Raw genomic sequence first — 21,760 nt, 5'->3', positions numbered from 1 at the left:
TCAGAACGGATATATAATAAACTTGTATTGTATGCAAATATTTTACAAAAAATTGGTTTTATTAATGAAAAAGAAAAAAGTGAAATTCTGCATACGATAGGAAAAAAAGCCCTGTGAATAAAGGGCTTTTTATTTTTTATCTATGAAAATATAAACTTAATGTAATATTATCATTGACAATGATAATGAGATTCATTATCATTTATTTGTAAGTAATTGATAATTATTATCAATTATAAAAAATATATATGATAGGGGATATTATTTTGAAAAAAAGTTATATTAAGGCGCTAGTAGTAGCCACAACATTAGCAATTCCATTTGCTACATACTCTACTCCAGCATTAGCAGCACTAAAAGCTGAAGCAAACCAGTCGGTGGCAGCAGCTAGTGAACGTACATACGATACTGAGATTAAAATATATAAGGATCAAAAAGATGAGCCATCTATGGTTTCTCAGTACATAAAAAATCCTAAAGTAGCAATTGAAGATGGGAAAAAAATTGTTACTGTAACAATACAAGATAGCGATTATTTTCAATATCTTAGAATAGAGGATAAAAACCAACCTGGTGTATTTCAAGATGTGAAAGTTTTATCAGAAGATAAGAGGAAAAATGGAACGAAAGTAGTCCAATTTGAAATTGGCGAATTTGAGAAGAAGCATAATATGCAAATGCATATACTTATTCCGGCCATCGGATATGATCACAAATATCAAGTTCAATTTGAAATTAAAGATCCAACTGCAGGTGACAAAGAAACAGAGAAACCAGATGATAACTCTAATTCAGGCAATACGGAAACGGATCATCCAGTTGATAGTCAAAATATGATAACAGATAACAAATTAAGAGAACTTGTTAATAAAAAAGTATTTAATAGAAAAGATTTAAATACACCGATTACGAAAGAAGAGTTATTACAAGTAAAGGATTTGTTTTTAAATACGAATGAGATTCTTGATTATAGTGCATTAAAATATATGCCGAATTTAAAATCTTTAACAGTTGCGAATGCGAAGATAACAGATCCGTCATTCTTTGCGAACTTAAAGCAATTAAATCATTTAGCTTTGCGTGGTAATGAATTTTCAGATGTAACGCCACTTGTTAAGATGAATAATTTAGAATCTCTTGATTTAAGTAATAATAAAATTACAAACGTTGCACCATTAGTTGAAATGAAAAATGTAAAAAGTTTATATCTATCGGGCAACCAAATAGAAGATGTAACAGCATTAGCGAAAATGGAACAACTAGATTACTTGAATTTAGCAAATAATAAAATTACAAATGTTGCTCCATTAAGCGCGTTAAAAAATGTAACATACTTAACTTTAGCTGGTAATCAAATTGAAGATATTAAACCGTTATATTCATTACCTTTAAAAGACTTAGTATTAACACGTAATAAAGTTAAAGATTTATCGGGTATTGATCAAATGAATCAATTAAGTAAATTATTTATCGGGAAAAATCAAATAGAAGATGTGACACCACTTACTAAAATGACTCAACTTACAGAATTAGATTTACCTAACAATGAGTTAAAGGATATTACTCCATTATCAAGTCTAGTAAACTTACAAAAGCTTGATTTAGAAGCAAATTATATTTCAGACTTAACACCAGTTAGTAATTTGAAAAAGTTAGTATTTCTAAGTTTTGTTGCAAATGAAATTCGTGATGTTCGACCAGTTATAGAACTAAGTAAAACAGCTTATATCAATGTTCAAAACCAAAAAGTATTTTTAGAGGGTACGGAAGTAAATAAAGAAGTAAAAGTACCTGTATACGAAAAAGATGGTAAAATCTCTACAAAAATTCGTTTGAAGAGCGAAGGTGGTACGTATAGTAACGATGCAGTTAAGTGGAGTACACCAGGTGAGAAAGTATATGAATTTGGTGTGAAAGATCCATTTGCGGATACAGGAATCTTCTTTACGGGATCTGTCATTCAAAATGTGGTAGAAAGTAAAGGGGATAACACTTCTAAAGAAGATGAAAAAGTAGAAGTAGTGGAATTTAAAGATGTACCAAAAGGACATTGGTCAGAAGAAGCAATTAATTATTTAGCGAAAGAAAATATTTTCAAGGGATATGGAAATGGACAATTTGGATTTGGGGATAGTATTACTCGTGGACAAGTTGCGTCTTTAGTACAAAGGTACTTGAAATTAGAAAATAAAGTAGAGCAGAAAGAGAGATTTACAGATACGAAAGGGCATATGTTTGAGCAAGATATTGCTGCAGTTGCGCAAGCTGGCATTATGCAAGGCGATGGTACTGGGGAGTTTCGTCCAGAGGGAGTATTAACTCGATATGAAATGTCTGTAGTATTGCATAAAGTATTTCAGTTAAAAGAAGATGGAAATAATAAAGTGAACTTTAAAGATGTACCAACTGGTCATTGGGCAGAGGGTTATGTGAAAACGTTAGCGGATAATAATATATCAAAAGGTGATGGAAATGGAAACTTTTTAGGTGATGATTTCGTAACACGTGAACAATATGCACAGTTTTTATATAACGCAATAACGAAATAAAAGATGAGAAAATACGCTATTCTTTGATTGAAAAAGAATAGCGTATTTTTTATGTATAAAATGAAATAGGCAATAGACAGAAGTATAGACATATGAATAGCCTATTTTAAAGAAGAGCTGTGAAACTATATTGACAAAAAAGCGTTCTCATGTGATAATTCAATTAAATTTTTAGAATAATCAAAAAATACTCCTTTTACATAGAAAGGATTCGAACATTATATAAATATTACGCCGGGGGTGACGAAATGTTATTTTTTCTAAAGAAATGGAATGAATTAAAAGATGTGAAATCTGAATTGGCACTTCGTGATTGGTTTTATGGTACAAAGATTAGTTTATCACTCTGTACGTCAAAAGAGCCGTTAACTTTTTTAGTAAACGTTGAGGGAAGAGATAAAGGGTTATTTTCAGAAGAGGATTTTATTGTTGTAAATTGTATGTGTGAGCCAGTATTTGAAAATGAAGAAAAACCAGCTGTCGAATCATTTATGCATGCGGATATTTATAAAAAAAGTAGTGCAGAATGTATTTTACAAGTGCAAACTGTAGATAGTCATTTAATATCAGAGTTGTATGGAGAAATAGGAGAAGTAACATTCGATAAGCGTAGCGTGGAACGTGTTTTTGGAAAAGAAGGTATAACAGAAATGACAATTCCTATTGTAGAAGATGAGAAAAAATTCGCTGATTTATTAGAAAATAAAGTGCCGAATTTTATCGAAGGTGGAGGAGTAGTTCTCGTTCATAATTATGGCATGATTGTGTGGGGGAAAACTCCAGAATACGCGAAAAAATGGCTAGAGGGTATAGAATATTTAATGAATTATCATGTGAAGTTGTTAATGATAAAAGGTGCAAAGAGCTCTGTTATATAAAATGTTTGTAATGTCGTTACGAGTTAATAAATAAATGAAAGCGTTTTAAAAATAAATTTACTCATAAAATATAGGTCTCCTTATTATATATAGATTACATGTTGACATGTAAGGAGGAACATATTTTGCGAGTTAAATATCATTTTCTGCCAAAACAGCAAGTAACATTTTGTAACATGAACGATTCAGGTGAAAAGGCTCTGCAAATTATGAATGAAACGGGATTTCGAGCAATCCCTGTATTAGCAGAAGATGAAAAGAAATTCATGGGAATTATTTATAAAGTAGATCTTTTAGAAAAGAAGTGTAATAGCGGATTAGAGGAATTAAGTACGGAACATATGCTGGAAGATTCCGCTGCATTTATTTTTGAAAAGGACTCTTTTTTCAGGGCATTTTATGTTATTCGTCGCCTTCCATTTTTAGCTGTACTAAATGATTATAATGAATTTGTCGGTATTTTAACGCATTCCAATATATTTGATGTTATTGAAGATTCATTCGGTATGCGGACGGGTGGTTATATATTAACAATTGCAACACAAGATTGTAAGGGAACGATTAAAGAACTTGGGACATTGCTGAAAGCATTTCATATCGGTGGACTATTTACGCTAGATAACGGTGATCAATATATTCGTCGCGTTATTGTAAATATAACAGATGAGTTAAATGAAAAAAGATTAAAGCAATTAATCGAAAAAATAGAGAAAAAAGGATTCAGGGTGAGTCATGTAGATCATATTTAAGGGGAAAAAGAAAGAGAGCAATTTGCTATATGCAGATTGCTCTCTTTTTTAGTTTGAGTAATAAATCTTATTTTGAAACAGGAGGTGGAGATAATGCTAAATCCGATAAAAAAATAAAATCTGCATGTTCACGAATGTTAGGAATAGAAGTTTCTATAACACGTGATGTGATTTCACCTGGAGGCCCAACATGTCCGATAGCTACCATAATCGGTTTCTCTTGAATCTTTTTAATGAGTAATTGGGCTTGTTTTGAAATGTGTGCCGCTGTATATATATCATCAAAAAATAATTGGTTTTCAATAATAGGCACTCCTAATTCTTTCCCGATTTTTGGGACGACACTCTTAGGATTTGTTTTGCTATCTAAATAAAATAAACCGTGTTTTTTACAAGCCGTAAGTATAAGTCGTACAATTCTTTCGTCCGCGGTCACTTTTGATCCCATATGATTGTTCATCCCAATTGCATGTGGTACTTCTTGAATGGCTTGTTCGAGTCGGTTATTTATTTCTTCGTCGCTTAAATCAGTTGTAATTGCTTTTGGTCCAAGCCATTCTTTTTTACCTTTAATAGGCTCCATTGGCATATGTATAATAACTTCGTGCCCTTTCTTATGAGCTGCTATTGCATCTTCCTTTGTGGAAGGGAGGAAAGGCATAACGGCAACAGTAAGTGGAATAGGAAGTGATAACATTTTATCAGTCCCCTTCATATTATTGCCGAAGTCATCAATGACAATAGCTACTTTGTTTGTATGAGCCTTTGCTTGAACAGGAAACAAGAAGGATGGTAAGAACATCGTAAACATAACCAATGCAATCGTATATTTGCGCATATAAATATTTCCTTTCTATTTTATCCCACTATGTGTGGGCATTGGGGAATGAACTAAATCCCCAATGATTAAATTTGCACTTTATCAATCATTATTATGTTTTGCGTTTTTATATAAATTAAACAAAAAATGTCGAAGAAAAGTATATGGGAAATAGAGAATCCGCTATTTAATTGGTATTTGTAAAAAAAGAAGATGAAAAAAATGTCTATTATTGCGAATGTATTTACAAAGATAGAATAATTTGTAATAATTCTCAAAGTGAGGGTAAAGATTTGTAAATTACAGGGAGAAAATGTTAAATTTTCTGATTCTTCAAATTCAAATATGATTAAGCAGTTAAAAGGCCAATGGAGAAGTGAAGTTGAGAGCATGGAAGTATAATAAGGGGGATATGAATGTTTACTGTAAAAAGGAAGTACACATTAGAAAAGCTTTCACGTGATATTCATATGAAACGTGAAGAAATGATTCAATTAGGTTTAACAAGTGGGTTAAATAGTATGGAGACAATTCAAGTTAGTCAAGAATTGGACAAGCTGATTTTACAGTACCAGTGTTATAAAGAAAAGCAAACACCAAAATGGTTATCAATTATAAAGGTACCTATTTTTCAAATTGGGTATGAAGGGAAATCAAGTAATTTTTGGCGAATGCTTGTGTCTGGTTTTATGAAATAAGTATAATTACCCTTTTGGGATAAGGATAATTATACTATGTGTAACGGAATTTCGATATGAACTGTCGTTCCTTCGTTTTCTATACTGTCGATAAAAATATGCCCATTGTACATCTCTACAATTCGTTTACATATGATAAGTCCAAGACCTGTTCCAGTATCTTTATTAGTAAAGAACGGATGAAAGAGGTGTTTTTGAATATGTTTTGGAATCCCTTTTCCAGTATCTATAATTTGCAATTGTGCGTGTGTTTCATTGTTTGTCACGGAAATAGTTAGTGTGTCACTAGAAGTCATGGCTTCAATTGCATTTTTAGTAATGTTTAAAACCACTTGTTTCATATGGTCTTTTGAACAACGGATATGAACAGGGTGGTCTGGCAAATGTAAATGGAATACAATGTTATGTAGATTCGCCTCAGATTGAATAATTAATGCTACCTCATTTAGAATGTTTCTCACATCATATGTTTGTTCAATGATAGCAGTTGGCTTTCCAAGAATAAGAAATTCACTTACAATTTCATTAATCCGTTCTATTTCTTGTTCGATGATGGAAAAATAGAACTGATCTTGTTCATCTTTATATTTCTCTTTTAATAGAGCGACGAGCCCTTTAATTCCGGTAAGAGGATTACGGATTTCGTGGGCTGTACTAGCTGCAAAAGTTCCAACTAATTCAATTTTTTGTAGTTCATTTTGTTGTCTTTCTAGTTTAGTTTGACGTTTTAACAACATATATTGAGCTAGTAAAAATAAAATTGACATTAAAAATAAAGTAGCTATACATTCTACGGCAACCCACTGGTATAAAGTTTTTTGATGAATTGGTAACGGAGAAACAGAGACCTTCCAATTTAATCTTTGGAGTGGAGTAGTAAGCATATTAGAATGCGCATCACTTGTTTCGTTATTATCATCATTTAAAAAAACTACATCATGTTTATCAGTTACTTCAAAATGGTATTGTGGTTTAATAGCATTTAAAGATGATGAAATGTAATCAAATCGTAAACTTGCTAACAATAAGCCTGATAGCTCCTTCTGTTTATTGAAAATGGGAGAAGCAATCATAATGGCTTGATGTCCAAGAACACGATCTGTAATGACTGATGATACAGTTGTTTTCTTCGTTTGTAATACGTTTTGAATATATTTGCGATCTGAGACATCAACAGGTGGTCGGTCGCCTTCCGATGCGATTGTAATGATGCCTTTTGGTGTAGCATAATATAATCCAGAAAAACGGGCATCGTTTCCATCTGTATCATGTACAATTTGTTTCACTCCATTTATATTTCCAGTCTCGGTTCCTACGACCTTTGATAGCATTTCTAATGCAGAAATTGCTTCACCAAGGTGATGATCTAAATAGTCTCTATATAAAAAGAGAACCGTGTGAGCAGATAGTTTATTTTCCTGCTTCATTTTATACGAATGATAGGAATAAAATGTAGCACCAATCCCTATCGTTGGTAGGATAACAAGCACTATATATAAAACTATGCTGTGGAATTTGACTTTCAAATTTGGTACTCCTTCTTTTTTATTATCATTATATATAAACTATGTTAAAATTGTCATGTTTTTATTCAAGAATCATTCATAATATATTTGGGGAGAGGAAATGAATGAGTGAACACTCATTCGGAAATTACATGAAGTACTAAGCTATTTTTTCTTTTTATTACTGAGAATTTAAGTGAAGGGTTGAAAGTTGTATGACATCAAATAATGAACGAGAAGATATTTCTCAATCTCTAAAAGTATTTATTGCCTTATCTCGTGTACATCGTTCTGTTATGGATACTACAAATAAATCTATACAAAGTAACGGGTTAAATCCAACTGAATTTGCTGTATTAGAACTGCTATATCATAAAGGCGGTCAACCACTTCAGCAAATTGGTGAACGTATTTTAATCGCTAGTGGCAGCATTACATATGTTGTAGATAAGCTAGAGAAAAAGGGACTAGTAAAGAGAATTCCGTGCCCGAATGACAGACGTGTTATTTATGCACAATTAACTGAGTCTGGAGAGAACTTTATTGCTTCTATTTTTCCAGGGCATGAGCAAGTTATACATCAGTCGTTTGAAATGTTAACGAAAGAGGAAAAGGATGAATTACTTGATCTATTAAAAAAGATTGGAAAGTATGAAAAGTAATAATATGTTCCAAAGGAGCTTTGGATAAAGAAATCCAAAGCTTTTTTGTTTATATGTAATGATGACAGTATATGCCGTATTTTGCTGTAGAATAAGAGGAGATTTGTAAGTAAGCATTGAATTATAGTAAGGATGCATATAATGGAGAGGAGGCTCGTTCATGTCATTTAAAGACTATGAATATAAACGGCCAAATATTGAAGAATTAAAAGAGAAGTTTACGGTTGCTTTAGAGAAGTTTGATAACGCAAAAACTGTAGAAGAACAAAAACAAGTCATCAATTCAATTAACGAAATTCGCAATGACTTCGGTACAATGGGGAACCTTTGTTACATTCGTCATTCTGTTGATACGACAGATGCTTTTTATAAGGAAGAGCAGGATTTCTTTGATGAATTCTCTCCAGTTGTACAAGGATATGGTACAAAGTATTATAATGCGTTAATACATTCTCCATTCCGTGAAGAATTAGAAGAGTATTATGGGAAGCAATTATTTGCTCTTGCGGAGTGTGATTTAAAAACATATTCTGATGAAGTCGTGAAAGATTTACAATTAGAGAATAAATTGTCTTCACAATATACGCAGTTATTAGCATCTGCCAAAATTGACTTTGCAGGAGAAGAAAGAACATTATCGCAGCTTATTCCATTTATGCAAGGGAAAGAAAGAATTGAACGTAAAGCAGCAAGTGAAGCATATTACGGATTTTTAGCTGAGAATGAGGAAGAGTTAGATCGTATTTATGACGAGCTTGTTAAAGTGAGAACGAAAATCGCAAAATCTTTAGGTTTCAAAAACTTTGTTGAACTTGGATATGCACGAATGTACCGTACAGATTATAATGCGGAAATGGTGGCGAATTATCGTCAGCAAGTGCTAGATTATATCGTTCCTGTTACGACGGAATTAAGAAAACGACAACAAGCACGCATCGGTGTAGAGAAGTTAGCGTATTACGACGAAAACTTTGAATTCCCTACAGGTAACCCAACTCCAAAAGGAGATGCGGATTGGATTGTTAATCATGGGAAAACGATGTATAAAGAGTTATCGGCTGAAACAGATGAATTTTTCAATTTCATGTTAGATAATGATTTATTAGATTTAGTTGCGAAAAAAGGAAAAGCTGGCGGTGGATATTGTACATATATTGAGAATTATAAAGCACCGTTTATTTTCTCAAACTTTAACGGAACATCTGGCGATATTGACGTATTAACACATGAAGCGGGCCATGCTTTCCAAGTGTACGAGAGTCGTAAATTTGAAATTCCAGAATATAATTGGCCAACATATGAAGCGTGTGAAATTCACTCTATGAGTATGGAATTCTTCACATGGCCATGGATGAAGCTATTCTTTGAAGAAGATGCAGATAAATATTACTTCTCTCACTTAAGTTCAGCACTTCTGTTTTTACCGTATGGTGTATCTGTTGATGAATATCAACATTATGTATATGAAAATCCTGAAGCATCACCAGAAGAGCGTAAGACAGCATGGCGTAATATAGAGAAAAAGTATTTGCCGCATCGTGATTATGAGGATAATGATTATTTAGAGCGCGGTGGATTCTGGCAACGTCAAGGGCATATATATAGCTCGCCGTTCTACTATATCGACTACACGTTAGCTCAAATCTGTGCACTGCAATTTTGGAAACGTGCAAGAGATAATAGACAAGAGGCGTGGGAAGATTATGTGAATCTATGCCAACAAGGTGGAAGTAAATCATTCTTAGAATTAGTAGAAATTGCAAATTTAACATCTCCATTTGCTGAAGGCTGTGTGAAAAGTGTTATTACAGAAATTGAAGCGTGGCTACATGCAATTGACGACACAAAATTGTAAAAAACATGCGCTTTTTTTCACATGTTTAACATCGACATAAAGCGAAAATGATGAGATAATAAAAGAAAATTCAGAATACTAAAGAGGTGTTTCTAATAAGGAGCACCTCTTTTCACCAACAAAAAGGGGGGAAAGAAGTATGCTTCAATCTAATATGGATGTGAGTTTAGAAAGTTTGGTGAACTCATTACAGTCTACTCGAAGCACGCTATTATCAGAAATTGAAATGTTAAATGATACAGAGGTGAATGTAAAGCCACGCCGTGATAAATGGAGTATTATTCAAATTTTGCATCATTTGCATTTAGTTGAACAATCAGTGACGTCTGCCCTTGTATATGCTTTACAAAAAAATGAAAGAAACACGACTCCATTTAAAGACCTCCAACTTACGCTTGATCGCACATATAAACGAGAAGCTCCTCAGCAAATGCAACCAACAGAAACGTTAATGAAAAAACAGCAAGGAATTCAATTACTAGAACATTCACGACAAGAACTATTACACGCACTTCATAGTGTGATAGATGAAAAAGATCTATTTGAAAATGGATTAAAGCATCCTATTTTTAATGATTTGAATTTGTATCAGTGGGTTCAATTTCTTGATTTGCATGAACAAAGACATCTTACGCAGTTAAAAGAGGCGAAACACGCAATTTTGCAACGATAATCAGAAGGAAGTGGGAGACCACTTCTTTTTTGATACGTGCATAGTTTTCTTTCTTATTTTGGAATACTACATGGAGAAAGAAAAGAAGGAGTTGAAAAGTATGTCCAAGAAAAAGAAAGAAGAAGAGCGCGCGTGGAAAGCACGTAAAGAAAATCAAAAACCACATGGAAAAGTGAAAGCTTTTGCTGAATTAGTTGAAGGAACAGAAAAAACGTGATGAAATACTCATCACGTTTTTTGTATGAGTGGAAAAGTTAATAAGAAGGTTGTACCAGTACCTTTTTCACTTATAATATCAATTTTTCCATTCATAGCTTGCATAACGCTGAATACGACCATCATTCCAAGACCAGTACCTTTGTCTTTTGTTGAGTAGAAAGGGGATCCAAGGCGTTTTACTTGTTCTTGATCCATGCCAACTCCTGTATCTTTTATATATAATTGAATATGCTTATGATCAGGAACTAATGTGAAATAAAGATCACCGCCTTTTGGCATGGCCTCAATGCAGTTTTTTAAAATATTTAACAAGCATTGATTTAGTTTTTGTTTTTCTCCCGCGATAAAAAAAGAAGTACTTTGCTTTATATAATGAGTACGCACATTTGCTAAATTAGCAAGCGGTGTAATTAGCGATAATGCATGTAATAGTTCTTCTTCTAACTGTAATCTTTGTTCTTTTTCAATACTTGGTTTTGCAAAGGTTAAATAATCTGTAAGAACGTGGTTTGCTTGTTCGATTCCGTTGATGGCTATGTCAATATATAATTTTCGCTCTTGCTCAGTGCATGTATCTGATTGTAAAAGTTGTAAAAATCCTTTCGTTGAAGTTAATGGGTTGCGAATTTCATGAGAGATGGATGCTGCCATTTCACCAATTAAATGAAATTTTTCAGCATTCATAAGTTCGTTTTGTAGACGAACTTGAGTTTGTAATATGTGTAATAAATATAAAATAAGGATGGTACCAAGTATCGTACATAACTCATACACAATAATATGTGGTATATAATCAGCCTTATTTGTAACCTTTGAAAGGAAGAAAGGTATCCAACTAAATCCGTATGTGAGACTGTAAATAATAGCAAGTATTATTTTTATACGATTAGAAGTTCGATTGAAAAATTTGTATGTAAATAGTAGAACAATAAATAGAAGGATAGAACCGATAAGCGATGGGAAAACACCTATTCCTCCTAATAAGAAGCGGTATATATTTAATACCACTAATATTGATCCACCGGCAATAGGACCTCCGGTTAATGTACCGACAACTAATACGATATGACGCATATCAAATTGAAATCCATAATCTGTTTTTGCTGCGAAAGTGATACATAGTATAGTAACGAGGCAACATAATACAATAAATATAGCTGAATTTAATTTAGGAGAGCGTTTCCCTTTTTGATTCCAAAATAAATGGTATACGAGCATTGTAACAAGGATGAATAATATATTTAAAAAGAGATAAATAATAAAGGATTTCAGTGGGATGCCTCCTCTCTTCTCATATTAAATTAATCATACTATAAAATGAAAGAAATGAAATGAGAAATAGCGGAAAAATCAGAAATTTTTTCTGGTAGTATACAATATGTTACAATAAGCTTTGTCAATGAAAGAAGGAATTCCGTGCAATGCGCGGGAGAGGTTCGCGAACTCCCTCTATAAAAAACTATGGAAACAACAATATCTTTAGGTATTGTTTTGTTTTTTTATTGTGACAGTTCAAGAACGTTCTTTCTTCTTATTTGTAGTAGAGAAGGAGAATGAGTGAAATGAAAAAAGAAAAAGCAGTTGTTGTTTTTAGTGGAGGACAAGATAGTACGACATGTTTATTTTGGGCAATAGAGCAGTTTGCAGAAGTAGAGGCTGTAACGTTTAATTACAATCAACGTCATAAGCTAGAAATTGATTGTGCAGCGGAAATTGCAAAAGAGCTAGGAATTAAACATACAGTACTAGATATGAGTCTATTAAATCAACTTGCTCCAAATGCGTTAACGAGAACGGATATGGAGATTACACATGAAGAAGGTGAATTGCCATCGACGTTTGTAGATGGACGAAATTTACTATTCTTATCATTTGCTGCTGTATTAGCAAAACAAGTTGGAGCACGTCATATTGTAACGGGTGTATGTGAAACTGATTTTAGTGGTTATCCAGATTGCCGTGACGTGTTTGTGAAATCGTTAAACGTTACTTTAAATTTATCTATGGATTATCCGTTTGTAATTCATACACCACTTATGTGGATTGATAAAGCGGAAACATGGAAATTATCAGATGAACTTGGAGCATTCGAGTTTGTTCGAGAAAAAACATTAACATGTTATAACGGAATCATTGGTGATGGTTGCGGTGAATGTCCAGCATGTCAACTTCGTAAAGCAGGATTAGATACGTACCTACAAGAACGCGAAGGAGCGAGTAACTAATGGATAATTTCTTTGGATTTCGCATCGTAGAAAATTTGCAAAAAATGGACAAGGATATTCAGCGTAAACAGCTCAAATATCATAATAAACGAGTAATGGTCAGCAAGGAATTTACTTTTGATGCAGCCCACCATTTACACTGTTATGAAGGAAAATGTAAAAACTTACATGGACACACATATAAAGTGGTATTTGGGATTAGTGGATATGTAAATGAAATAGGTCTTGCGATTGACTTTGGAGATATAAAAGAAATTTGGAAGAATGAAATAGAAATTTATTTAGACCATCGTTATTTAAACGAAACGTTACCAGCGATGAATACAACTGCTGAAAATATGGTCGTTTGGATTTATGAAAAGATGGCAGAAGCGTTAACAAAAGATAATCGTGTGAACGAATATAAAGGAGCTCGTGTTGAATTTGTTCGTCTATTTGAGACTCCGACTAGTTATGCAGAAGTAAGACGGGAGTGGATGCTCGATGAGTAAAATCCCTGTCTTAGAAATATTTGGTCCGACTATTCAAGGTGAAGGAATGGTTGTAGGACAAAAGACGATGTTTATCCGTACAGCTGGCTGTGATTATAGCTGTGCTTGGTGTGATTCTGCTTTTACGTGGGATGGATCGGCTAAAGATCAAATTAGACAGATGACAGCAGAGGAAGTTTGGAATGAGCTTGTAGAAATTGGTGGGGAAAATTTTTCTCATGTTACGATTTCAGGTGGAAATCCGGCATTGCTGAAAAATATTGAGTTTCTCCTTTCTATATTAAAAGAGAATGGAATGCGAACGGCAATCGAAACGCAAGGGAGTAAATGGCAAGATTGGTTACTTCAAATTGATGAGATAACGATTTCTCCAAAACCACCAAGTTCGGCAATGAATACTGATTTTCAGAAGTTAGATGCTATTATTCAGAAACTAGCAGGAAAAGATATTAGTTTAAAGGTAGTAGTATTTGACGATTATGACTTCGAGTATGCAGTTAAGATGCATGAACGTTATCCAGATGTACCATTCTTCTTACAAGTAGGGAATGATGATACAAAAACTGTGGATGATGCGATGTTGATTAAAAAGCTATTGGATAAGTATGAGTGGCTTATTGAAAAAGCGGTTAACTGTAAAGAAATGAATAATGCAAAAGTATTGCCGCAGCTTCATGCGTTAGTATGGGGAAATAAACGCGGAGTATAATGAGAAGGGATGTTTAAAATGGCAGGAAGATTAGATGAAGATTTAAAAGATGTAACATTATTAGGAAATCAAAATACAAAATATTTATTTGAGTATAGCCCAGACATTTTAGAGGTATTTGATAACAATCATCCAAACCGTGATTATTTTGTTAAATTCAATTGTCCTGAATTTACAAGCTTATGTCCGAAAACAGGTCAACCAGATTTTGCAACAATTTATATTAGCTACATTCCAGAACAAAGAATGGTAGAGAGTAAATCTTTAAAGCTATATTTATTTAGTTTCCGCAATCACGGTGACTTCCATGAAGATTGCATGAACGTTATTATGAATGATTTAATTAAATTAATGGATCCGCGCTACATTGAGGTATGGGGGAAATTCACACCACGTGGAGGGATTTCAATTGATCCTTACTGCAACTACGGTCGCCCAGGAACGAAATATGAACAAATGGCAGACTACCGCATGATGAACCACGATCTATATCCAGAAACAATTGATAATCGTTAATAGAAAGAAAGGGCCTGTATACTGTACAGGCCCTTTCTTTCTATTATATTATGCATTTTGGTTAATGACAGTATAGTTTTTATGACTTACAACTGTAAGAGGTTCCATATCTAGTTCTCTGAAATTCTCCATAATTGTTATATCAACAATAACAGAGTTTTGATTTACTTTTTGAACACGGCCTTGCATGCCACCTTTAAATTCGATGATATCTCCAGTTTCTGCGATCTGCATAAGCAACTCTCCTTGTTACAGTTTTTCCAAAAAAGAATAATTTGGGATTTTTTATTTTCCTTTATTTTGAACTATGTTTCCTGTTTTGTAAATGTTTTCAAAGTAAAAATTCGAAAAATATTCACTTTTTGTAAGAAAATATATGAAAAAACATGTTTTTAGGAGATGAACGGGAGAAATGCAGATATTTTTATATAAGAGTATAATGAAAATATACAATGACCTACTAAAGTGGGAGAAACTAGGGGCGGTAAAATGATGTTTGAAGTTGTGGGGAGCTTTATAGCAATTTTATTATTTTTATTTTCTTATATACAGTTGAAGAAAATCCGGCATCATGAAACAACTACATATTTTGACGGATTGGATGGTGCGCATGCATCGATAACACATGATAATGGTGGTAATGTATAACTTTCTTTTTATGCATGGTATGATGGCAATAAGAAATAGTACATAATAGAGTTCGTAAGTGATGAATGGAGAGTGGAAAGAATGAGGATTTCTTTTATTCGTCATGGTCGCTTAGATCGTACTATGGAACCAATGACAATTACTTCATTTCATGAATGGATGAAACGATATGACTTACACACTATAACAACAAAAGCTTCTATACCAATGGAAACAATTGAAACAATGGAATCAGCAAAATTAGTCGTAACGAGTAATCAAAGGCGTGCTGTACAGTCAGCAGCTGAATTAATGGATTCTTTATCTTTTATACAAAATTCTCTTTTTAGAGAAGCTGAGGTTCCTTCAAGATTTTTTTCTCCAAAATGCTTGAAATGCAAACCTAACGTATGGATGTTTATCGGACGAACATTATGGGTGCTTGGCTATCATAAAGATGTAGAGTCTTATAAGGAAGTAAGGGAGAGGGCAAAGCAAGCGGCTCATCTATTGCACCGTTACGCTCTCGTACATGGAAGTATTGCTCTTGTAGGTCATAGTTATTTTAATACGATGATTGGGACTGAACTGAGAGCAATGGGGTGGTCTGGTTCACCTATTTTCCATAGGAACCCATGGGGTTGTACAACATATACATTTCATGAGGCGATGAATGGAAATGTATTGAATACGAATTTAACATAAAAGCACACGATTTATATAAAGAATCGTGTGCTTTCTTTTTAAGATATAGAAACTTTGATGTTTAATGGTTTTACGAGATGTGCATAAGGTTCGCCTACGAGCATAACGATTTGATCTTTTTTGTAACCTAGTTTTTCGTATAGTGAATAGGCACGTTTGTTTTCTAAATTGACAAGTAATGCAATTTTTTCATGCTCCTTTTCGGTTGCATAGATTTCAGCAGCTTCAATTAATTTAGAACCGATTCCTTTTCCGCCATATGCACTTGAAACTGATAATGTATCAATGTAATATTCATCAAGCTCAGCTTCTTTTTCTAACGTAATTGACTTATCTTTATGTAATTCTCTTAAGTGATGTACAATTGGTGCATCAAGCATTGTTGCTTCACTACCGTGATAAGCGACAATAACTCCAACTGCATCCCCGTCCTGCTCATATACAAAACAGTTTTCATAGCTCAGTCGATTTCTCTCTTTTGAGAACCATGTGTCAAGTCCTAGTAATACTTCTGTCTCAACTGTGCTACCTGTGATTTTTTCAGCAATTTCGTGCAGAGCGTTATACAATAAAGGTGCTACCGATTTCGCATCTGTCTTTTTTGCTTTCCGAATCATAGTATCCCTCCTAGTTCTATTTATATATTGTAGCATAGTGGTATGGAACTTTGCATAATTGAATGTCGAAATGATTGATATAGAGAAGTAGCTATGTTAGTATATGATATTTAGTGGACATATAGTAAAGAGATCTTTTTTGAAAAATAATGAAGGTATAGCACCTGGATAATTTTACAGTTGTTGACCTATAGAATATACGATAAAATAAAATATTGCATAGAGGTGAAATACATGGATAAACAATTAGCAAATGCAATTTTAGATCAGCTGAAAAATGGTGAAATAAAGGAGTACGTTGTTACGAAAGATGTATTTTATACGTTCAGAGAAGTTGTAGTAAGTCGAGAAGACTTTAAACATATTATTGGGAACGCGCAGCGCGGCGGACAAGTCATTTATACATATTCAGAAACGCCACGTTCGTAACTAGAAGAATATAGGGGAGGAGAATTATGGGCGATTTTAAACAAGGCATATTACCGCATTGGGATTATATGTGGAAAGATAGAGCTGGCAATAGGTTTATGGGGATGGTCATGTATCCAGAGAAACGTAAGTGTTCAACAAAAATGCTTCAGAAAATAAAAAGAGCATATGAAGAGGCTGTAGAAATTAAAGTAACTGTACAAGTTCAACATACATATCAGTACGTAGAAGGAATGATTGTGTACTTTGATGAAGAGGCTCCTGTATGTACAATGATTGATAAAGATGAAAATCCACATCATATATTTGTAAAAGATATTTTGCGCATTGAGCACTCTGAATAATCTTTTCATAAATAAATTGAATTTCCATAATAAAAATCTTTTTCTATAATAGTTATCTTTTAGTATGTAACGCGAACCGAAAGTATATGTATAATATTTAATAAACTAAAATTGATAAATGTAATCGTTTTTTAGAACAGATTATCGTTTCATGTCTGTTCTTTTTTGCGTGATGCTGGAGAAATATATTCCTCCAGCATTTGCCGTTTTATGACAAAATATATTGGTAACTTTTTTAAAAATAAGGTTAAATTCGTTGACAACTTTTTTAAAAATAAGGTTAAATTCGTTGACAACTTTTTTGAAAAGCACTTTATTGACATGAGTTTTAGAATGTTGTTTCATAGTCATTGTATTGAAAAAAATCGACTGTCTTGTCGAAAAGTAAAAGTTAAAAAAAGAAAGAATTTATACATATATCTTGTGTCTTATTTTGAAACGTAATACAATATATAGAGAAATCAAGAAACAACATACAGAGAGTATAGATTGGAGAGGGAGGGTCGGAAATGTTAGTTGCATATGATTCTATGACAGGAAACGTGAAGCGTTTCATTCACAAATTAAATATGCCGGCCGTTCAAATTGGTGAAGATCTAGTAATAGATGAAGACTTTGTTTTAATTACGTATACAACAGGTTTTGGCAATGTACCAGAACGTGTTTTAGAATTTTTAGAGCGCAATAATGAAAAATTAAAAGGCGTATCTGCAAGCGGCAATCGTAACTGGGGAGACATGTTCGGTGCAAGTGCTGACAAAATTTCTGCTAAATATGAAGTGCCTATTGTATCAAAATTTGAGTTATCAGGAACAAATAACGATGTAGAATATTTTAAGGAAAGGGTGCGGGAGATTGCGACACATTGAACTGAATAATGAAATCACGCAAATGCAGGACGGTTTTTATCAGCTTCATAAAGATAAAGAGGCATTAGAAGTCTTTATGGAAGAAGCTAGAGAGAATACCGTTCATTTTAATAGCGTGGCAGAGCGAATGGAGTATATGAAAGAACATGATTATTATTACAACGTTCTGGACGAGTATAACTTGGAGGAAGTAGAAGAGGTATATAACATCGCTTATGGTGAAAACTTCGAGTTCCAATCTTATATGGCAGCATCTAAGTTTTACAAAGATTATGCGCTAAAAACAAATGATCAAAAACAATACTTAGAAAGCTATGAAGATCGTGTAGCAATTGTGTCATTATACTTAGGACGCGGTGATGTTGCGAAGGCAAAACAATTCGCAAGCATGATTGTAAAACAAAACTACCAACCAGCGACACCAACCTTTTTAAATGCGGGAAGAAGCAGAAGAGGAGAAATGGTGTCTTGTTTCTTGTTAGAGATGGACGATAGCTTAAATTCAATTGGCTTTAACATTAATACTGCAATGCAATTATCGAAAATCGGCGGTGGAGTAGCGTTAAACTTATCTAAGCTACGTGCACGTGGTGAGCAAATTAAAGGTATCGATAATGCTGCAAGTGGTGTAGTACCTGTTATGAAATTACTTGAAGATTCGTTTTCATATGCGAATCAGCTTGGCCAACGAAAAGGTGCCGGCGCAGTATACTTAAACATTTTCCATTGGGATATTATTGAATTCTTGGATTAATTGGTAGTCCCTCTACACAGGAATGTGTATGAGAAAACCTTGTGAACCTAACCAATAGGGTGTCGCATTAGCGGCTAACGGTATCAGTTGAATAAGGGGTAAAAGAAAAAGAACCCACGAAGAAGCTGACTAAGAGAGCCTACGGTCCATGTACGTGGATAGCAGGTAATACCGTGCCAAGCTTGAAAGAAATATTACTTGGGTGAAGTGGAATCTTATATTCACCGGAGGCGAGATTCCATGAACTGTGGAATTTATTTGATAATTAATAAGGAAAATAGGAAGTTTTATATTGGTAGTTCTAATAATCTTCCTAATTATCAATACTTTCAAGAAGGTGTAGAGACTATCGAACGCGCGTCATTAGACGAAAGCTAGTAGAGTAGGCTGGAAATAGGTACCAGTCGAAGTGCAAGGCAACCAGTTACAGGTTGATGATATAGTCCAACCTTCATAGAAATATGAAGACGAGTTGACCAAAAAAATAAATGCCGATGAGAAGAGCCGTATTCAGTCTCTATCAATCGGAATTATCGTTCCAAGTAAGTTCTTTGAGCTTGCTGAGAAAAACGAACCTTTCCATGTTTTCGCGCCTTATACGGTGTATAAAGAATACGGAAAGCATTTAGATGACATTGATATTGATGAAATGTACGATGAATTAATGAGCAATCCAAAAGTGAAGAAGAAGCCGCTAGATATTAGTGCGCGTGATATGCTTATTAAAATTGCTATGATTCAGCTTGAGTCTGGTTATCCGTACTTAATGTTTAAATCAAATGCAAATAACCAACATCCATTGAAGGATATTGGAACTGTGAAGATGTCGAACTTGTGTACAGAAATCTTCCAGCTTCAAGAAACTTCTGAAATTAACGATTATGGTACAGATGACATTATCCGTCGTGATATTAACTGTAACTTAGGATCGTTAAATATCGTAAATGTAATGGAAAATAAAGAAATTCGTGAAGCAGTTCATGCGGGAATGGAAGCTTTAACAGCTGTTTCTGATATGACAATCATTCCGAATGCACCAACTGTGAAAAAAGCAAATGATGAGCTTCATTCAGTGGGGCTTGGCGCAATGAACTTACACGGATATTTAGCAAAAAATAAAATCGCTTATGAAAGTGCAGAAGCGAAAGAGTTCGCTCGTACATTCTTTATGATGTTAAATTACTACTCTATTGAGAAAAGTATGGAAATCGCTAAAGAAAAAGGCGAAACATTTAAAGACTTCGATAAATCTGATTATGCGAATGGGACATACTTTGAAAAGTATGAAACGACAGATTACAGCCCAGTAACTGAAAAAGTTCAGCAATTATTTGAAGGAATTCATATTCCAACAAAAGAAGATTGGACAAGTTTAAAAGAGCAAGTGCAGAAGAATGGTTTATACAACTCATATCGTCTTGCTATCGCTCCTACGCAATCGATCAGTTACGTTCAAAATGCAACTTCAAGCGTAATGCCGATTGTAAGTCAAATTGAGTCAAGAACGTATGCGAATGCGACAACATATTATCCAATGCCGTATTTATCAAAAGATACGTTCTGGTACTATAAATCGTCTTACGATATGAATCAGTTTAAATTAATTGATTTAATCGCAGAAGTTCAAGAACATATTGACCAAGGAATTAGTACAATTCTTTACGTTAACAGTGATATTTCAACACGTGAGTTGGCACGTTACTACATCTATGCACATAAAAAAGGCTTAAAGAGTCTGTATTATACGAGAACACGTAAGTTAAGCGTGGAAGAGTGCGTGGCTTGTACTGTTTAATATAAAAAGTGAGACATGATGAGCAGGGTTTTCTGAACCCTGCTCATGCTTAGTTATCATATTTAGAGAAGGGGCGATTGAATGCGTGCGGTAAACTGGAATAAAAAAGAAGATGATTTTAGTTTAATGTTTTGGAAGCAAAACATCGCTCAGTTTTGGACAGAAGAAGAGATCGCAGTATCTTCTGACAAAAATACTTGGGTGCAATTATCGAAAGAAGAGCAAATTGCGTATAAGCGTGTATTAGGTGGTTTAACACTTTTAGATACGAAACAAGGCGGCGAAGGGATGCCTCTTGTACTTGTTCATCTTGAAAATTTACAAGCAAAAAGTGTATTAGCTTTCATGGGTGCTATGGAAGAAGTACATGCGAAGAGTTACAGTCATATTTTCACAACATTAGCTACTGAAGAAGAAATCGACGATATTTTCGACTGGGTAGACAACCATCCATTACTTGAGAAAAAGGCTGGTATTATTACGAGTTACTATCGTCGATTATTAAAGCCTGAAGTAACGAAAAAAGAGTTGTACATGGCAATGGTAGCAAGTGTGTTCTTAGAGAGTTACTTATTCTATAGTGGATTCTTCTATCCACTTTACTTAGCTGGTCAAGGAAAACTAACGGCAAGTGGTGAGATTATTAACTTAATAATTCGTGATGAGTCAATTCACGGCGTATTCGTCGGTATTTTAGCACAACAACTCTTCGCAGAACTTTCTGCAGAAGATCAAAAAGAAGTGCAAAAAGAAACGCAAGAGTTATTAATGGAACTATATGAAATTGAAATGGCATACACAGAAGAAATTTATACTTCTATCGGTCTTGTAGAAGATGTAAATCGTTTCGTTCGTTACAATGCGAATAAAGGACTTATGAACTTAGGACTTGAGCCGAAGTTTGAAGAAGAAGAAATTAACCCAATCGTTTTAAATGGTTTACGTACAGATACGAAAAACCATGATTTCTTCTCTGTAAAAGGAAATGGTTACGTAAAAGCAACGAACGTTGAAAAGTTATCGGATGATGACTTCGTGTTTAATTTTTAATATATGATCATAAAGAAAAGC

Annotated in this window: 24 protein-coding genes, 2 pseudogenes and 1 riboswitch; of the genes and pseudogenes, 21 read left to right on the top strand and 5 right to left on the bottom strand. The window is 33.9% G+C overall.

Going from position 1 to position 21,760, the window contains the following annotated elements; genetic code table 11:
- The first annotated feature begins 266 nt into the window (after positions 1-266).
- The 3 genes from ACUXEY_RS21605 (at position 267) to cbpA (ending at position 4,176) form a co-directional block, all read left to right on the top strand.
- Positions 267-2,549 (top strand): NEAT domain-containing leucine-rich repeat protein, encoded by a 2,283-nt coding sequence (locus ACUXEY_RS21605; protein WP_461301565.1) that lies wholly within the window; start codon positions 267-269, stop codon positions 2,547-2,549.
- A 248-nt stretch (positions 2,550-2,797) separates the two neighbouring features.
- Positions 2,798-3,427 carry a class II aldolase/adducin family protein gene (locus ACUXEY_RS21600; protein ID WP_048526804.1) on the top strand — a complete coding sequence of 210 codons (630 nt, stop codon included), beginning with the start codon at positions 2,798-2,800 and terminating at the stop codon, positions 3,425-3,427.
- A 125-nt stretch (positions 3,428-3,552) separates the two neighbouring features.
- The gene (cbpA, locus tag ACUXEY_RS21595) at positions 3,553-4,176 is read left to right on the top strand and encodes a cyclic di-AMP binding protein CbpA (protein WP_166704864.1); all 624 of its coding nucleotides are present in this window, start codon (positions 3,553-3,555) and stop codon (positions 4,174-4,176) included.
- Between the two features lie 67 nt (positions 4,177-4,243).
- Here the strand turns inward: cbpA and ACUXEY_RS21590 are convergent, their stop codons facing one another.
- Positions 4,244-5,014: a divergent polysaccharide deacetylase family protein gene (locus tag ACUXEY_RS21590; RefSeq protein WP_166704863.1), complete on the bottom strand. Its 771-nt coding sequence runs from the start codon at positions 5,012-5,014 to the stop codon at positions 4,244-4,246.
- 398 nt (positions 5,015-5,412) lie between these two features.
- Here ACUXEY_RS21590 and ACUXEY_RS21585 point away from each other — a divergent pair, with 398 nt between their 5' ends.
- The gene (locus ACUXEY_RS21585) at positions 5,413-5,694 is read left to right on the top strand and encodes an aspartyl-phosphate phosphatase Spo0E family protein (RefSeq protein WP_166704862.1); all 282 of its coding nucleotides are present in this window, start codon (positions 5,413-5,415) and stop codon (positions 5,692-5,694) included.
- A gap of 29 nt (positions 5,695-5,723) precedes the next feature.
- On the opposite strand, the gene ACUXEY_RS21580 is transcribed toward ACUXEY_RS21585, so the two are convergent.
- Positions 5,724-7,220 carry a DUF3149 domain-containing protein gene (locus tag ACUXEY_RS21580; RefSeq protein ID WP_166704861.1) on the bottom strand — a complete coding sequence of 499 codons (1,497 nt, stop codon included), beginning with the start codon at positions 7,218-7,220 and terminating at the stop codon, positions 5,724-5,726.
- A gap of 194 nt (positions 7,221-7,414) precedes the next feature.
- Here ACUXEY_RS21580 and ACUXEY_RS21575 point away from each other — a divergent pair, with 194 nt between their 5' ends.
- The 4 genes from ACUXEY_RS21575 (at position 7,415) to ACUXEY_RS21560 (ending at position 10,606) form a co-directional block, all read left to right on the top strand.
- Entirely contained in the window at positions 7,415-7,861 is a 447-nt protein-coding gene (locus ACUXEY_RS21575; RefSeq protein WP_000203340.1) for a MarR family winged helix-turn-helix transcriptional regulator, read from the top strand.
- Between the two features lie 160 nt (positions 7,862-8,021).
- Positions 8,022-9,716, top strand: a complete 1,695-nt coding sequence (locus ACUXEY_RS21570) for a M3 family oligoendopeptidase (protein ID WP_429598856.1) — start codon at positions 8,022-8,024, stop codon at positions 9,714-9,716.
- 139 nt (positions 9,717-9,855) lie between these two features.
- Entirely contained in the window at positions 9,856-10,389 is a 534-nt protein-coding gene (locus ACUXEY_RS21565) for a DinB family protein (RefSeq protein ID WP_087979889.1), read from the top strand.
- Between the two features lie 100 nt (positions 10,390-10,489).
- Complete coding sequence (locus ACUXEY_RS21560) at positions 10,490-10,606, top strand: DUF6254 family protein (protein ID WP_000038254.1); 117 nt, start codon at positions 10,490-10,492, stop codon at positions 10,604-10,606.
- Positions 10,607-10,617: 11 nt separating this feature from the next.
- On the opposite strand, the gene kinB is transcribed toward ACUXEY_RS21560, so the two are convergent.
- A complete protein-coding gene (gene kinB / locus ACUXEY_RS21555; RefSeq protein WP_166704859.1) occupies positions 10,618-11,826 on the bottom strand; it encodes a sporulation sensor histidine kinase KinB in 1,209 nt (402 codons plus the stop codon).
- 207 nt (positions 11,827-12,033) lie between these two features.
- A riboswitch (PreQ1 riboswitch) is annotated at positions 12,034-12,077 on the top strand.
- A 93-nt stretch (positions 12,078-12,170) separates the two neighbouring features.
- On the opposite strand from kinB, the gene queC reads away from it, so the two are divergent.
- The 4 genes from queC to queF are packed head-to-tail and all read left to right on the top strand — an operon-like array spanning position 12,171 to position 14,549.
- Positions 12,171-12,833: a 7-cyano-7-deazaguanine synthase QueC gene (gene queC / locus ACUXEY_RS21550; protein ID WP_000711596.1), complete on the top strand. Its 663-nt coding sequence runs from the start codon at positions 12,171-12,173 to the stop codon at positions 12,831-12,833.
- The gene (queD, locus tag ACUXEY_RS21545) at positions 12,833-13,324 is read left to right on the top strand and encodes a 6-carboxytetrahydropterin synthase QueD (RefSeq protein WP_000368413.1); all 492 of its coding nucleotides are present in this window, start codon (positions 12,833-12,835) and stop codon (positions 13,322-13,324) included. The genes queC and queD overlap by 1 nt, the downstream gene beginning before the upstream one ends.
- Positions 13,317-14,033, top strand: coding sequence for a 7-carboxy-7-deazaguanine synthase QueE (gene queE / locus ACUXEY_RS21540; RefSeq protein ID WP_166704858.1), 717 nt, complete (start codon positions 13,317-13,319; stop codon positions 14,031-14,033). Before queD ends, queE begins: the two co-directional genes overlap by 8 nt.
- Before the next feature lie 18 nt (positions 14,034-14,051).
- Positions 14,052-14,549, top strand: coding sequence for a preQ(1) synthase (gene queF, locus ACUXEY_RS21535; RefSeq protein WP_166704857.1), 498 nt, complete (start codon positions 14,052-14,054; stop codon positions 14,547-14,549).
- A 48-nt stretch (positions 14,550-14,597) separates the two neighbouring features.
- Here queF and ACUXEY_RS21530 read toward each other — a convergent pair whose 3' ends face one another.
- On the bottom strand, positions 14,598-14,783 hold the full coding sequence (locus ACUXEY_RS21530) for a YkvS family protein (RefSeq protein ID WP_001165081.1): 186 nt from the start codon (positions 14,781-14,783) through the stop codon (positions 14,598-14,600).
- 255 nt (positions 14,784-15,038) lie between these two features.
- Here ACUXEY_RS21530 and ACUXEY_RS21525 point away from each other — a divergent pair, with 255 nt between their 5' ends.
- Both ACUXEY_RS21525 and ACUXEY_RS21520 read left to right on the top strand, forming a co-directional pair.
- Entirely contained in the window at positions 15,039-15,197 is a 159-nt protein-coding gene (locus ACUXEY_RS21525) for a hypothetical protein (RefSeq protein WP_166704856.1), read from the top strand.
- Between the two features lie 81 nt (positions 15,198-15,278).
- Positions 15,279-15,881, top strand: coding sequence for a histidine phosphatase family protein (locus ACUXEY_RS21520; protein ID WP_461301564.1), 603 nt, complete (start codon positions 15,279-15,281; stop codon positions 15,879-15,881).
- Positions 15,882-15,919: 38 nt separating this feature from the next.
- Here ACUXEY_RS21520 and ACUXEY_RS21515 read toward each other — a convergent pair whose 3' ends face one another.
- A complete protein-coding gene (locus ACUXEY_RS21515) occupies positions 15,920-16,498 on the bottom strand; it encodes a GNAT family N-acetyltransferase (protein ID WP_166704854.1) in 579 nt (192 codons plus the stop codon).
- A gap of 234 nt (positions 16,499-16,732) precedes the next feature.
- Here ACUXEY_RS21515 and ACUXEY_RS21510 point away from each other — a divergent pair, with 234 nt between their 5' ends.
- The 7 genes and pseudogenes from ACUXEY_RS21510 to nrdF all read left to right on the top strand — a co-directional run bounded on the left by ACUXEY_RS21510 (position 16,733) and on the right by nrdF (position 21,739).
- Positions 16,733-16,927, top strand: a complete 195-nt coding sequence (locus tag ACUXEY_RS21510; protein ID WP_166704853.1) for an abortive phage infection protein — start codon at positions 16,733-16,735, stop codon at positions 16,925-16,927.
- Positions 16,928-16,953: 26 nt separating this feature from the next.
- Complete coding sequence (locus tag ACUXEY_RS21505) at positions 16,954-17,271, top strand: hypothetical protein (RefSeq protein WP_166704852.1); 318 nt, start codon at positions 16,954-16,956, stop codon at positions 17,269-17,271.
- Between the two features lie 509 nt (positions 17,272-17,780).
- A complete protein-coding gene (nrdI, locus tag ACUXEY_RS21500) occupies positions 17,781-18,140 on the top strand; it encodes a class Ib ribonucleoside-diphosphate reductase assembly flavoprotein NrdI (RefSeq protein WP_048526818.1) in 360 nt (119 codons plus the stop codon).
- Positions 18,127-18,891 (top strand): annotated as a pseudogene (locus tag ACUXEY_RS21495) (ribonucleoside-diphosphate reductase subunit alpha); the annotation flags it as partial. The gene nrdI and the pseudogene ACUXEY_RS21495, both read left to right, overlap by 14 nt.
- 243 nt (positions 18,892-19,134) lie before the next feature.
- The gene (locus ACUXEY_RS21490; RefSeq protein ID WP_078438401.1) at positions 19,135-19,272 is read left to right on the top strand and encodes a GIY-YIG nuclease family protein; all 138 of its coding nucleotides are present in this window, start codon (positions 19,135-19,137) and stop codon (positions 19,270-19,272) included.
- 97 nt (positions 19,273-19,369) lie between these two features.
- Positions 19,370-20,689, top strand: a pseudogene (locus ACUXEY_RS21485) (ribonucleoside-diphosphate reductase subunit alpha); the annotation flags it as partial.
- 81 nt (positions 20,690-20,770) lie between these two features.
- Positions 20,771-21,739 (top strand): class 1b ribonucleoside-diphosphate reductase subunit beta, encoded by a 969-nt coding sequence (nrdF, locus tag ACUXEY_RS21480; protein WP_461301563.1) that lies wholly within the window; start codon positions 20,771-20,773, stop codon positions 21,737-21,739.
- Positions 21,740-21,760: the final 21 nt, after the last annotated feature.

This window comes from Bacillus sp. F9_6S_D1_P_5, assembly GCF_054823925.1.
Note: the sequence above shows the minus strand (reverse complement) of the source record. Positions and strands in the feature narration are given on the sequence as shown.

Bases quoted from the DNA above. Each gene is read 5' to 3' on its own strand.
- queE (WP_166704858.1), top strand. From the start codon at position 13,317: ATGAGTAAAATCCCTGTCTTAGAAATATTTGGTCCGACTATTCAAGGT.
- nrdI (WP_048526818.1), top strand. From the start codon at position 17,781: ATGTTAGTTGCATATGATTCTATGACAGGAAACGTGAAGCGTTTCATT.
- kinB (WP_166704859.1), bottom strand. From the start codon at position 11,826: ATGCTCGTATACCATTTATTTTGGAATCAAAAAGGGAAACGCTCTCCT.
- ACUXEY_RS21505 (WP_166704852.1), top strand. From the start codon at position 16,954: ATGGGCGATTTTAAACAAGGCATATTACCGCATTGGGATTATATGTGG.
- ACUXEY_RS21490 (WP_078438401.1), top strand. From the start codon at position 19,135: ATGAACTGTGGAATTTATTTGATAATTAATAAGGAAAATAGGAAGTTT.
- nrdF (WP_461301563.1), top strand. From the start codon at position 20,771: ATGCGTGCGGTAAACTGGAATAAAAAAGAAGATGATTTTAGTTTAATG.
- ACUXEY_RS21520 (WP_461301564.1), top strand. From the start codon at position 15,279: ATGAGGATTTCTTTTATTCGTCATGGTCGCTTAGATCGTACTATGGAA.
- ACUXEY_RS21590 (WP_166704863.1), bottom strand. From the start codon at position 5,014: ATGCGCAAATATACGATTGCATTGGTTATGTTTACGATGTTCTTACCA.
- ACUXEY_RS21565 (WP_087979889.1), top strand. From the start codon at position 9,856: ATGCTTCAATCTAATATGGATGTGAGTTTAGAAAGTTTGGTGAACTCA.
- ACUXEY_RS21530 (WP_001165081.1), bottom strand. From the start codon at position 14,783: ATGCAGATCGCAGAAACTGGAGATATCATCGAATTTAAAGGTGGCATG.
- ACUXEY_RS21585 (WP_166704862.1), top strand. From the start codon at position 5,413: ATGTTTACTGTAAAAAGGAAGTACACATTAGAAAAGCTTTCACGTGAT.
- queD (WP_000368413.1), top strand. From the start codon at position 12,833: ATGGATAATTTCTTTGGATTTCGCATCGTAGAAAATTTGCAAAAAATG.
- ACUXEY_RS21510 (WP_166704853.1), top strand. From the start codon at position 16,733: ATGGATAAACAATTAGCAAATGCAATTTTAGATCAGCTGAAAAATGGT.
- queF (WP_166704857.1), top strand. From the start codon at position 14,052: ATGGCAGGAAGATTAGATGAAGATTTAAAAGATGTAACATTATTAGGA.
- ACUXEY_RS21560 (WP_000038254.1), top strand. From the start codon at position 10,490: ATGTCCAAGAAAAAGAAAGAAGAAGAGCGCGCGTGGAAAGCACGTAAA.
- queC (WP_000711596.1), top strand. From the start codon at position 12,171: ATGAAAAAAGAAAAAGCAGTTGTTGTTTTTAGTGGAGGACAAGATAGT.
- ACUXEY_RS21575 (WP_000203340.1), top strand. From the start codon at position 7,415: ATGACATCAAATAATGAACGAGAAGATATTTCTCAATCTCTAAAAGTA.
- ACUXEY_RS21525 (WP_166704856.1), top strand. From the start codon at position 15,039: ATGATGTTTGAAGTTGTGGGGAGCTTTATAGCAATTTTATTATTTTTA.
- ACUXEY_RS21515 (WP_166704854.1), bottom strand. From the start codon at position 16,498: ATGATTCGGAAAGCAAAAAAGACAGATGCGAAATCGGTAGCACCTTTA.
- ACUXEY_RS21570 (WP_429598856.1), top strand. From the start codon at position 8,022: ATGTCATTTAAAGACTATGAATATAAACGGCCAAATATTGAAGAATTA.
- ACUXEY_RS21600 (WP_048526804.1), top strand. From the start codon at position 2,798: ATGTTATTTTTTCTAAAGAAATGGAATGAATTAAAAGATGTGAAATCT.